This is a genomic window from Mesomycoplasma ovipneumoniae, assembly GCF_038095995.1.
GTDB classification, from domain to species: Bacteria; Bacillota_I; Bacilli_A; order Mycoplasmatales; family Metamycoplasmataceae; genus Mesomycoplasma; species Mesomycoplasma ovipneumoniae_F.
Genome location: NZ_CP146005.1, coordinates 567,369 through 580,157, shown reverse-complemented (window position 1 = coordinate 580,157; position 12,789 = coordinate 567,369). Strand labels below are relative to the sequence as shown.

The window sequence follows — 12,789 nt, the reverse complement described above, 5'->3', positions numbered from 1 at the left end:
TTTCCTACTTTTTAGCGTTTTTTACTGATCGCATAACCGCTCTAATTTGTGCCTCAGATGGTTTTCGACCCATTTGCATGTACATTGCGCGAATCATGCCTTCAGTTATTGGTGGATTTTCGCGGATTTGTTTTTCAAACATTTTTTTTGAGACTATTAAGGCAATCACTCCGCCAATAATAAATAAAATAATTCCAACACCAATAGTTATGCCAATTCAGCCACCAAGACCAACTCCGCCAGCTGTACCGACATTTGAGATAATTTGTTCTGAATTTTCTTGAAATAATTTAGCTATTTTTTCCATTTTTTTCCTTTAGTTTCGTATAGACTTTATCAGTAATGCTAAAATGTAATTTTACATTTTCTTCAAGGAAAATTGTCCCGTGTTTCTGAATTTGCCCAAGGCAAAAATTAACAATTTTTTCAATTTGATTTGAACCAGCCGGAAAAATTGCTTTTCATTTTTCTTGCCGTTTGTTGAATTTTTGACTTAAGACATGTTTTGCAATTATCGAAGCAGCTCCAACTTGCTTAATTTTTGTGTCGGCTTTTTTCTCTAAAATTAAGGGATATTTTTCAAAATTTCATGGCTCAATATTGAAAAATTTACTTATTTTAGCAAAATATTGACTAAATTTTTGCGCCGAGACAAAACCATCAATGAAAATTTTATCAATTGGAACATCTTTAAAAATTAAAACTAGCTCTCTAAGCACTTTAAAATACAAAAAAGCTTTGATTTCATGCGAGTTTAGTCCTTTTTGGATTAGATCATTATAGTCCTTCATCTCTAAAGAGATAAATTTATAAGTAATTTTTTGGTCCAAAATTTCAAAAAGTTCACTAATCTTCTTTTCATTTAAAAGTTTTGAGTCAACAATTTTTTCAATAAGTTGTCCTTCAATTTCTGACTGGCAAAAAACAGCGCAGCAAACAGTTAAATTTGTAAAATACTCGCCAACACCGACCTCATCACAGCCAATTACTAAATCATCAGCCTGATATAATTCCGGTTTAAACAAGATCATCTTCCTTCAAATTGATAATTTCTTTTTTGAGTTTTTCGGTTACTTTATTTCTATTGAGTTTTCATTCAACAAAATTAATTATAATAATTGGATATTTTTTTTGTTGAATGAATTTGATTGCATCAAAATATTCAATATACTCTTTAGGTTTGCGATATTCAAGCGAATCTAAATAAATTCCAAGTAAAAATTTGCCTTGATCAAAAATAGCAACATCAATTTGCTCGGTTCCGACAACATAGTTGGTTTTTAACTCTAAACTTGGGAAAAGTCCTAAAAATTCTTCGGCAAATTCTTGCTGAAAATCAGCAAAAAAGCTTGATTTTGCAACATTTTTTAACTCTGAAAGTGAAAGTTGTACTTTATTTTTACGTGAATAATTTATTTGTGATTGAACATCAAGGTCAAGGAAATTAATTCATGATTTAAAAATTTCTAGATCGTCAGAGTTAGAAGTATTTTGAATTTCGTCAGCATTTATTGACTTGCAAATTATCATTTTTTGACGGGCACGAGAGGTAGCAACATTTAGGGCGTTTTTTCCACCTTTTCGCGCTATATAAGTTGAACCAAATTTTGCACTTTGGTCGTAGGCAACTGAGACAATTACTAAATCAGCCTCATCTCCTTGAATATTTTCAAGACTATTTACAATAATTTTATCAGTATAGATTAATTTTTCAATTTCTGGATAGGATTCAAAAATTATTTTTTCAATTGCATTTTGCTGATTTTTGTTAAAAGCCAAAATTATCATTGTCGAAAACTTGTTGATATTTTTTTGGGCAATATCAACAACCGCTTTTGCCTCAACAATATTTTGCTGACCGTCTCACTGACCATTAACATTATGAACTTCAATTACATCATTGCCTTCAAAATTATGATTATTGGCAATTTTAAGCTCTGAATCATAAAAATGACGGGAGTTAAAAGACATTAAGGAAGCATGATGTGAACGGTAATTTTTGTCTAACATAATGTTAAAAACACCTTTGGAATGAGCATATTCGAGAATTGATTCAATATTTGCAAAGGCATCATCTTCTGATTCATCATTCATTTTTGAAGCAAACCAACGAATTGGTTGCATTTGTTGGTGGTCACCAACAAGAACTTTAATTTTTCCGTAAAATAAAAGTGGGAGTGCTTCTTCTAAAAACATTTGTGAAGCTTCATCAATAATAATGTAATCAAAATAACGTTTTTCAAACATTACAAGTTCAATGTCAGGAGTTGTAATAATAACTGGGAACAAAATCTTAATAATTTCGGCATGTTTTAGTAAAAACTTGTAAGGAGACATTTTCTTTTTTTGCTTAACACTAAGTCTGAAGCGAGTGTAGAGCTGTTGAAATTCAGGGTCATTATTTAATTTTGCTAAAACTTCAAAGACTTTTTTTGCATGGAAAATAAATAAAGCTTTGTCATCAAGAACTTCAACTTTTGGTTTTTTTACAAAATTGAGAAACTTTTCGAGATTTTCAAAATTAGAAATTTCTAATTTTGAAATTTTGTTATAGATGTTTTCCAAATTGTCATCATAATTAGCTAGGTTTTCAAGAATTAAGTCAACATCTTGGCGAAGTTCGTTAGAAGCCATATGCATTGCTTTTTCATAAATTTTTAATTTACGTTTGAGTTTGGACTCAATAATATGTAATTTTAGACTAGTTCTTGAATGTGGCGATCTTTTTGGATTGATATTAATCGATTTATTTAGTTTAAAAAGAGTTTCAGCAATACTTAGTTTAAAAAAATTGTTTGCTTTTTCAATTGTTTTATAGGCATCAAGTGTATTTGTTAAAGTTTCAATTTTAGGGAAAATTTTTTCTAAGAGTTCTAAATATTGGCGATCATCATCGGAAAAAACTTTAATTTCTTTAAGTTTTGATTCCATATTGAAATTTTCAATATTTTCAATATATTCTTCAATTGGCTTGTAAAAATCTTTATAATTTTCCAATTTTTCATTAATGACAAAAAGACAGAAAAATGACATCATTTTTAGTCTTTTTCTTAAAACAACAAGAGCAATTTTTTTCTGCGAGCTAACAAGCGCAGTTCGATTTAGTGCAATAACATTGGAAATAATGTTTGCAATTGTCTGAGATTTTCCAGTTCCAGGAGGACCTCAGATAATTGTGTTTTGTAAAATTGCCGAAATATGGGCACAATCCTGGGTAAAATTAGTTGGCTGAATTTTAAAAAATCCCGTAAATTTCGGTGAAAAAATTGATTTTTCGACATTGTTTCTGTATGTTGTTTTATTAATATCAACATCAATTAAGTTGTGAATTTCACCAGTTTTGATCATTTTTTCCATGATTTGACGCTGATGTGATCCGCCAATGTTGAAAAATCCTAGAACAACTCCGGGGTGAAAATTTATTGTATCTTCTGGAGTTGAAACATCTTTTGCAATTTTTCCTTCAATGTTAGGAATTTCAAACTTATCATTATAAAATTTTTTAACATTTTCAATTACTTCTTCAATTGAAAATTCTGAAAAATCAAAATCAAAATTAAAATCAATGTCAAGTTTCTTTAAAAATGCAAGAAGTTTATTATTTAATTTTATATGTCCATCAGCATTAAGTCTTGGCACTGAATTTACAATTGTAACTTCACATTCTTTAACAAATAAAGGTCCAAAAAAACTTCGGTCTTCAATTGACAAAGAAATATAGCAAAATCCAATGTGCAAAGGTCAAACATTTCGATCTCTAAGAATATCATAAGCTTTTTTGATCAAACGTTTTCATTTTGCCAGACTTGTTTGTTTTTTATATGATATTTTGTTCAATATGTCTTTTTTTGCTGACTGAAAATCAGAATTAAGCGCTCTTTGGGCAAGCGGGTTTAGTTTGTAGTCTGAATTTTTTAAGTATTCAATTAATTCATCTTTGTCATTAATTGATTCTATTTTTTCAATAAAATCATCAAATTCACTTGTTGTTAATGACACAGAAGAAATTGGCGAAGAGATTAATTTTCTAAGATCGCTAGTTTTTAGGGCAGAAAATAAATCAATATAATTTTCGTTGTCGATTCTTGTAAAAAGTGCTGAATCTGCACGTTCAATTGTGATTAAATTTGCTAGTAAACGCTCGTAGCTTAAATTTTGATTTGTACCAGTTGAATTTTGGGTTTCACGGGTATGGGTTCCAAATTTTTGCATTTTTTTATGTAATTTCCTTAGGATTTTTTAAACTGTTTTTAAACTTATTCAAAATTATTTATAGCTTTTCAAATAGCCTTAGATTTATTACCAACTATTAAATTAATTTCGTTTAAACCAACAACAACACCTGAAATCCCTTTTAATTTTCCAATTTCTTCAACATTGATGCTTTCAGTTGATTTTAATTTAATTTTTAATCTAGAAACTGTAAAATCACATGAGTCAATATTTTTAGTCCCGCCTAAAAATTTAACTAGATCATCAACTTTGAAACCGATTTTGTCATCAAAGGTGATTTCAGACTTTGTTTTATTATGTTTTTCTTTAATACGTTTAGCAAACAAACCAAAGCTAAAAATTTGCAAAAGAAAATAAATGATTTTGGAAATTAGCTTCATAATATCTTTTTAAATTATACTCATTTTCTAAAAAATTCATATAATTATGCTAAAATTTTTTTGCTATGAAAAAAAGATTAGTAAGTGGAATAACTGCAACTGGAAACTTGACGATTGGAAATTTTCTCGGTTCGATAAAACCGAGTCTTTCTTTTCAAGATCAGTACGAAAATTTTATCTTTGTCGCCGATCTTCATGCCCTTACTTTGCCAATCGACCCAGAAAAATTAACTCAAAACCGGGCTAGTATTTTTGCATTTTATCTTGCATGCGGTTTTGATCCTGAAAAAACAGTGTTATTTTTTCAATCTGATGTTAGTGCTCACAGTGAACTTTTTTGACTTTTACAATCCCAAACAACAATTGGCGAGCTCTCAAGAATGACGCAATTTAAAGATAAATCTCGTCAAAAACAGGAAAATAATACCGAAAAAGTTCCAACAGGCTTGCTAACTTATCCAATTTTAATGGCTGCAGATATTCTTTTATATAATCCTGATTTTGTAACCGTTGGCGCTGATCAATTACAACATTTAGAACTTACACGAAAAATTGCTCATCGTTTTAACAAAATTTATAAGACAGATTTTGCCATTCCTAAGGCAATAATTTCCCAAAATGCGCAAAAAATAATGTCACTTACTGATCCAACCAAAAAAATGTCTAAATCAACAAGCCAAAAAAACTCGGCAATTTTTTTAAGCGATTCGCCTCAAGAAGCCTATAATAAAATTCAAAGAGCAAAAACTGATTCTGAAAATAAAATTTATTTTAGCCAAGAAAAGCCGGGGATCAATAATCTTTTGAATATTTATATGGGCTTTACTGATAAAACTCAAGAAGAAACCCTTAATTTTTTTCAAGATCAATCCTATAAGTTTTTAAAGGAAACAGTCGGAACAATCGTTGCTAATTTTCTCGAAGATTTACAAAAAAAACACCAAAAAATGTTACAATTTGTTGATGATTTTGCAAAAAATGGGGCGAAAAAAGCAAATCAAATAGCAAATTCAAATTTAAAAACAATAAAACAAAAAATGGGGCTTTAACTCATGGAATTAAAAATTGATTATGAACTGAATCATTCTACCTCTCATCTTTTAGCGCTTGCAATAAAAACACTTTTCCCAAATGTAAAATTAGGAATTGGTCCTGTTTATGATGATGGTTTTTATTATGATTTTGATCTAGAAACTCCACTTTCTGAGTCAGATTTTGGAAAAATTGAAAAATTAATGAAAAAATTAGTTTCAAAAAATTTAAGAATTGTTCAAACAGAAGGTAATAATCTTGATTTTCAAAGTCAAATTTACAAACAAGAGCTAAAATCTGATCTTGAAAACAAATCTGAAAAAGTGACCTATTTTTCAATTGTTGATCAACAAAACAATATACTTTTTGAGGATCTTTGTGCTGGAAGACATCTTGAGAGTTTGAATCAAATAAAAAATTTTAAACTCCTAAAAATTGCAGGTGCCTATTGACGTGGAAATTCAAAAAATAAGCAGCTCACAAGAATTTATGGCACAAGTTGAGATTCAAAGGAAAATCTTGAAAAATTTCTTCAAATTTTGCAAGAAAGACAAGAAAGAGATCACCGCCGAATTGGTTCAAAGCTAAAACTTTTTAGTTTTAGCCATTATTTTGGACTTGGTTTCCCAGTTTGACTTGAAAATGGGATGAAAATTCATAACAAAATTAGGCAAAAAATACTAGAATTTGACCGAAATTACGGTTTTAGGGAAGTTTTGACCCCTCATTTTGGTCACCAAAGCCTTTATGAAATTTCAGGGCACTTACAACATTATAAAGATGACATGTTTTCGCCAATTAAAGTTGAAGATGAAGCACTTATTCCGCGACCAATGACTTGTCCACACCATATAATTTTATTTTCTGAGCAACATTTTAGTTATCGGAATTTGCCTTTTAGAGTTTCAGAGCAATCTAGGTTGTATCGTTATGAAAAATCAGGTGCACTTTCAGGTTTGGAACGAGTTCGAGCAATGGATTTAACTGAAGGACATATTTTTGTCACAAAAAAGCAAATTTTTAGCGAAATTAGCCACCTTTTTAAGATGATTCAAGAAGTGCTTGATTTTTTTAAAATAAAAGTTTTTTATATTTCTTTTTCAAAAAGAGACCCACAAAACAAAGAAAAATTTTTCCAAGATGATTTAATGTGAAATCAAGCCGAAAATGATTTAAAACAATTTCTTGATCAAAACAACGTAAAATATGTTGAAAAAATCGGTGAAGCTGCTTTTTATGGTCCAAAAATCGACTTTCAAATTAAGACAGCATTAAATAAAGAAGTTACAATTTCGACTTTACAGCTAGATTTTCTCTTGCCACAAAAATTTGGAATTAGTTTTACTAACGAATTTAATCAAAAAGAAACTCCAATATTGATTCACCGTGGTTTGATTGGAACTTATGAGCGATTTATTGCAATTTTGTTAGAACAAACTAAAGGAAAATTACCATTTTGACTTTCACCAAAGCAAATTATCGTGATTCCCGTTGGTGAAAAACATTATGAATATAGTAAAAAAATCCATGAAATACTTTTTAATTTAGGGTATAATTCTGAAATTGATTTAAGATCTGAACGAATTACACGTAAAATTCGTGAAGCAAATTTACAAAAAACTGCTTTTCAGATAATTATAGGTGATGAAGAAATAGCAAAAAATGAAATTACTTATCGTGAATTTGGTTCACAAGAATCTTTTAAAATTTCATTAGTTGACTTTATTGAATTGCTAAAAAACCGCGAAAAAAATGTATAAAAAAATAACAAAAATTCCGGATTTTGTTTTTGCATTAATTGTAATTTTTATTCCAATTAGCTTAATTTATATATTTTTTTCGCCTGATTTTTGGCAAAAAGAGATAATTTCATATTGAATTTTAGCCATTATTGGGATTTTAAATTTTTTTGTCTGTTTTTTTGCGTCATTAATTTTAACTAGGCTAAAAGTGGTCGATTTTTCTTTTATTTTTTATTATACTGTTATTTTATTTTCACTAACTTTTTTACTGCTTACCTATCCGCTTAATTCAACAAGAGCTTTGCTAATTTTACGAGTTGTTTTAGTTTTAATTTCGATTTTTTTAATTATTCCGTCATTGATTATCAAAAAGAAAATTGCTAATCGTTTATATAAAAACAAACTAAAATCAACCAATAAATAGCGATTATTTTGATATAATTAAGTTATAAAATTATCAAAAGGAATTAGTGACATATGGAAACTAAAAAATTGCAAAAATATGATGTAGTTATTATTGGCGCTGGGATAATCGGCACAAATATTGCTTATGAATTGAGTAAATTTAAACTAAAAATTGCAATACTTGAGACTAAAAAATACGTTGCATCAGAAACTACAACAGGAAATTCAGGAATAATTCACTGCGGTTTTGACCCAAAACCACATAAATTAAAAGCAAAACTAAATATTTTAGGACATAAATTGTGAATTGAAAACATATTTCCAAAAGTAAATTTTCCTCGTCAACAAGCAAAAAGCATTGTTCTTGCCTTTGATTCAGAAGAAGAAAAAATTATTCATGATCTTTATGAGCGCGGAATTATCAACGGACTTAGTCAATCACATTTAAGAGTTTTATCAAAAAAAGAACTGGAAACTCAACATCCTTTAGTTTCAAAACAAGCATCTTTAGCCCTTGAGTGTGATAATTCTTGAGTTATTGATCCGGTCAAATCTAGTCTTGCTTTTTTAGAAATTGCCCTTAAAAATGGTGTTGATTCTTATACTAATACAAAAGTTGTTTCAATTTCAAAAAATGACCAACAGTTATTTGAAATTGAAACAAATAATGATGAAAATAAAATTTTTCAAACTAAAATTATTATTAACGCCGCCGGTCATTATGCTGATGAAATTGGAAAATTAGCCGGATTTTCCGAATTTAGTCAAAAACAAAGAAGAGGTCAATATTTAATTCTTAAAAATCACCCTGATGTAAAAGATGTTTATTTTCTAGTGCCTCAAAAATATGGAAAAGGTGTGATTGTCGCGCCTCGTCCTGATGGTAATATTTTAGTTGGACCAACAGCCGAAGAAAACATCGATAAATCAAAGGTAAATTGTCTTGACTTTAGTCTTGTTGAGCAAATTCAAAAAATTGGTCATAAAATTATTCCAACCTTAGATTATCAGGAAACAATTTTTGCACTTGCAGGCTCAAGACCGATTGAAATTCAGGATAGTGATTTTGTTATTCGACCTTCTTATAAAGATCCTAATTTTATTTTTGCCGCCGGAATGCAGTCGCCAGGTTTATCAGCAGCCCCTGCAATTGCTTTAGAAATTGTAAAATTAGTTGAAAATCAAATAAACTTAATAAAAAAGTAATTTTAGATCAATCTAGCGAATATTTATCACGAGTTTCCCAGTTTGATAGATAATCTTAAAAAAGTGTCCGGTTTAAACTAGGCAAAAAAATTAACACTAAGGTGTTGGCTTTTTTGTCCGAGTTTAAGGAGAAAGCTAGCACTCAAAGTGTTAGCTTTTTTAAATTTTCAAATGCAACAAAAAGGAGAATACTAATGTCAAGACACTTTAAAAAGGACGAGTTTGATATGATTTATAAAATTTACAATGAATTTGGATTAAAACAAACAATAAATTATATAAATGATATTTCGCCAAATACAAATTTTATAACCAGAACACAACTAGTTCGAAGAATCAAAAAAATTATTAGATACTATAATAATGGTATGCAAGATCAATTATTAGATAAAAAGGGTTCAAGCAGAAAGCCAGGGAGTGGCAGACCTAAAAAATCAATTGAACCTGATTGAAACGAATTTACAAAAGAAGAATTAATAGAAAAAGCTAAGAGATATTACGAAATCAATAAAAATAAATCAAAATCAGCAAAACTTAGTGAATCCAAAACACTAAATATTCCCTACAGCAAATCTGCAAAAATTTTTAATGTATGCAGACAATCAGTGGCAAAATCTAAAACTAGAGTTATAAAAGTAAAGGAGTACAAAAATGACGCAATAATTAAAAAATCCTTTCTTGATAACGAAGGTAGATATGGTCGCTTAAGGTTGAGTGCTTATATTTCTATGAAATATAATATTTACATTCACCCTCGAACTCTTGGAAGGCATTTAAAAAGATTGAATTTAGTATGCAAAATTAGACAATAAAGAAGAAAGAGCGAAATTAAGAACACCAAATTCGCACTGCCGGATAATGTTAAACGCGACTACAATGATAAATTAAATAGAAATATTTTTGCTACTGATGTTACATATATAAAAGCTCCCAGAGATGTTAAGGATAGCCATGTATTTTTGCCTGCAATAATTAAGCATAAAACTAAAAAAAATCAGAGATTTTAAATTATCTGTAAACAATGATCTTAATTTAGTTATGAATAATATAAAGACATTTAGGTCTATTGATAAAGATTTTGTTATTCATTCAGACCATGGATTTCAATACACTTCAAAAATCTATGTTGACAAAATAAATAAAATGGGAGGAACTGTTTCGTTGTCTCGTGTAGGAAATTCATTAGATAATAGGGAGGCTGAATGCTGATTTTCAATTATAAAAAGTGAATGCTTAAACGAGTTAGACTACAGTAGAATAACTTTAGAAGATCTGAAAAAAATAATTGCAGATTATATATTTTGATACAACAACTATAGAATTCAATCAATTTTAAATCGAAAAACACCACAACAATATGCTATGATGTTAAAATAATATTAAACTGTTATTTTTTGTCCTGGTTTAGTTTTAGGCACTTTTTTAACTTTTTTTGGCAAAAGTTAATTACCTATTTTAAAACACTGGCAAAAATCAATTTATGGACAAAACAACAAAAACCATAAAAAAAACAACTACTATTTAAACTCAATGCAAATAGAAAACTCGTTTTTATTTGCAGCGAGCCTAAAAAAATATATGAAGTTTTGAAAGAACAATAACTAAAAGCCCTAAATTTATATAGATTTCTAAACGGGTAAATTTAAGGCATACCATCATATTTAAAAATATAATGGATAATTAACATTTTCTGATTTCTCTATGGCAAAAACATAACTAATTCCCCCTTAATTCAATATCAAATTTATTAATTATTCTTAAGTGATACTTATTATAACATAATTTTTCCTTAGACCAAGCATTTTTTTTTTTTTTTGCAAAAGGTTGATTTTAAAATAATAAAAAAATAAGATTTTAAATCAAAAAACTCGGATTTACGGGTATTTTTCCTGAGTTTCCCAGTTTGAAGGCAAAAATTCACTTTTTAGTGAATGCGAATAAGCAAAAATACCCGTAAATCGGTGTTTTTTTACTGTAAAACCTTATTTTTTATTAATTCCGTTTAATTACATTTTTAAATTAATTTTTATGGTATAATTATAAATTATGAAAAAGCAAAATTTGGTTTTATTTAATGTTTGAGGAAACTCGAAAGATAAACTATATAAATATGTTGGCTGAACACAAGGTTATGGCAAATCTCCAAAACGGTGATTTAGTTTAGGAAATGTGCAAAATTTGGAAAAAATTAATCCAAATGCTATTCAAATTATCAAAGAAAAATTGAAATTGTTTTCAAATTTAGATGACATGCATAAAGTCAAGATTGCTTTACTTGATTCTATTAAAAATTCCACCATAATCGAAGGTTCGGTTTTTGTTGGCGGGGAATTAATTGAAAAACTTATTGAAAAGCACAATATTTTTGAATCACTTCCTAAAAGTAGACATAAAAATATGAAAGAAATTTTTAACTACTTAATTTCAAAACGGATCACCGATCCTGGCAGCATTATTAATGCTTTTGATAAAAAGGATGACTACTCAAATCAAATAAATACTTCCAAAAATAGCTTTTATAGACTCTTAGATCTTGTTTTTGAGTCACAAAATCAACTTTTAGACAGTCTTAATAAAATGGTAACAAGTGAACTTGGAAAAAGGGACAGTGAATTTTATTTTGACTCATCAACAGTCTATTTTGAGACATTTGAAAGAAATGGATTAAGAATTCCTGGTTATTCTAAAGATGCTAAATTCAAAGAAGATCAAATTGTCATTGGCTTAGCGTGTGATAAAAATGGTATTCCTTTTCATATTAAAGTTTTTAAAGGAAATACCGGCGATTCTAGTACATTAATCCCTTTTGTATTAGATGTTGAATCCAAATATAATATAAAAAATATGACAATAATCGCTGATCGTGGTATGTCAACTGCTGCAAATATTCGATTTCTTGAATCAAGAAACTATAATTTCATTATTTCTTATCATGCAAAGGTAGGGACTCAAAAATTTAAAAATTATTTACTAGATCCAAGCGATTATGTTAATGTAAGCGCGGATTTTAAGTATAAAAAAGAAGAATTTTATTCATCTTATAAGAATAAAAGATACACCGAAAATATTAGAAGAAGAATTATTACTTACAGTACAAAAAGAGCGATAAAAGACAGAAAAGCTCGCGAGGAGCAAATCCAAAGTTTTATTAAAAAACAAAATAAAGACGGTTTTATTGAAGTAAACAAATTGTTTGGTAAAAAACCTAAATATTTTAAGGAAATTTCAAACATGAAATTTGAATTGGATCAAAGCAAAATTGACAAAGACAAACAATTTGATGGCTACTATGTTTATGAAACAAATATACTAAATTTGAATGTTTTAGACATAGTTGGAAAATACCAAAAACAGTGGAATATTGAAGCTAATTTTAGAAGTCTAAAAGGTTTATTGAATATTCGCCCCGTATTTTTAAGAATTGACGAGCATATTCTAGCTCACACACTTTTGTGTTTTATCTCACTAGTTATTTTAAAAACTATAATATTTAAAATCAACAAACATATTGCTGATAAAAAATTATTTGAAAACAGTCAATTAACTGAAGTTGGTTTAGTAACAATGTTGCAAAAATTAAGGCAAAGGGTTGAATTTAACACTTTAGATCAGCAAATAACATTTAAAAATCGCGATGGTGTTCCTAGTGATCCGAATATTTGAAATAGGTATGATTTTTACCATGATGTGTTAATAAATCAGTAAAAAAATTGTAATTAAATTTTTCCAAAAACTTAAAAAAGTCCCTAAAACTGGATACTTTTTTAAAATTACCTCACCAAACTGGGAAA

11 protein-coding genes are annotated in these 12,789 nt (G+C 28.6%); 7 read left to right on the top strand and 4 right to left on the bottom strand.

Features of this window, described 5'->3' with window-relative positions; all coding sequences use genetic code 4:
- Positions 1 to 4: 4 nt before the first annotated feature.
- The 4 genes from V3249_RS02185 to V3249_RS02170 are packed head-to-tail and all read right to left on the bottom strand — an operon-like array spanning position 5 to position 4,613.
- On the bottom strand, positions 5 to 307 hold the full coding sequence (locus V3249_RS02185; RefSeq protein WP_080684852.1) for a YneF family protein: 303 nt from the start codon (positions 305 to 307) through the stop codon (positions 5 to 7).
- A complete protein-coding gene (locus V3249_RS02180; RefSeq protein WP_337902423.1) occupies positions 291 to 1,031 on the bottom strand; it encodes a ribonuclease HIII in 741 nt (246 codons plus the stop codon). The genes V3249_RS02185 and V3249_RS02180 overlap by 17 nt, the downstream gene beginning before the upstream one ends.
- Positions 1,018 to 4,212: an ATP-binding protein gene (locus V3249_RS02175; protein WP_341517434.1), complete on the bottom strand. Its 3,195-nt coding sequence runs from the start codon at positions 4,210 to 4,212 to the stop codon at positions 1,018 to 1,020. Before V3249_RS02175 ends, V3249_RS02180 begins: the two co-directional genes overlap by 14 nt.
- Positions 4,213 to 4,256: 44 nt before the next feature.
- On the bottom strand, positions 4,257 to 4,613 hold the full coding sequence (locus V3249_RS02170) for a PTS transporter subunit EIIB (protein ID WP_303535839.1): 357 nt from the start codon (positions 4,611 to 4,613) through the stop codon (positions 4,257 to 4,259).
- A 65-nt stretch (positions 4,614 to 4,678) separates the two neighbouring features.
- Between V3249_RS02170 and trpS the strand changes: the two genes are divergently transcribed.
- The 7 genes from trpS to V3249_RS02135 all read left to right on the top strand — a co-directional run bounded on the left by trpS (position 4,679) and on the right by V3249_RS02135 (position 12,703).
- Positions 4,679 to 5,662, top strand: coding sequence for a tryptophan--tRNA ligase (trpS, locus tag V3249_RS02165; protein WP_341517433.1), 984 nt, complete (start codon positions 4,679 to 4,681; stop codon positions 5,660 to 5,662).
- A 3-nt stretch (positions 5,663 to 5,665) separates the two neighbouring features.
- Positions 5,666 to 7,405 (top strand): threonine--tRNA ligase, encoded by a 1,740-nt coding sequence (gene thrS, locus V3249_RS02160; RefSeq protein WP_157356169.1) that lies wholly within the window; start codon positions 5,666 to 5,668, stop codon positions 7,403 to 7,405.
- Entirely contained in the window at positions 7,398 to 7,811 is a 414-nt protein-coding gene (locus V3249_RS02155) for an MAG3450 family membrane protein (protein WP_337902426.1), read from the top strand. The genes thrS and V3249_RS02155 overlap by 8 nt, the downstream gene beginning before the upstream one ends.
- A 53-nt stretch (positions 7,812 to 7,864) precedes the next feature.
- Positions 7,865 to 8,998, top strand: a complete 1,134-nt coding sequence (gene glpO / locus V3249_RS02150; RefSeq protein WP_337902427.1) for a type 2 glycerol-3-phosphate oxidase — start codon at positions 7,865 to 7,867, stop codon at positions 8,996 to 8,998.
- 194 nt (positions 8,999 to 9,192) lie between these two features.
- Positions 9,193 to 9,810, top strand: a complete 618-nt coding sequence (locus V3249_RS02145) for a hypothetical protein (RefSeq protein ID WP_341517432.1) — start codon at positions 9,193 to 9,195, stop codon at positions 9,808 to 9,810.
- Positions 9,811 to 10,036: 226 nt separating this feature from the next.
- Positions 10,037 to 10,375 (top strand): IS3 family transposase, encoded by a 339-nt coding sequence (locus V3249_RS02140; RefSeq protein WP_337902429.1) that lies wholly within the window; start codon positions 10,037 to 10,039, stop codon positions 10,373 to 10,375.
- A gap of 669 nt (positions 10,376 to 11,044) precedes the next feature.
- On the top strand, positions 11,045 to 12,703 hold the full coding sequence (locus V3249_RS02135) for an IS1634 family transposase (protein WP_341517431.1): 1,659 nt from the start codon (positions 11,045 to 11,047) through the stop codon (positions 12,701 to 12,703).
- The last annotated feature ends 86 nt before the right edge of the window (positions 12,704 to 12,789 follow it).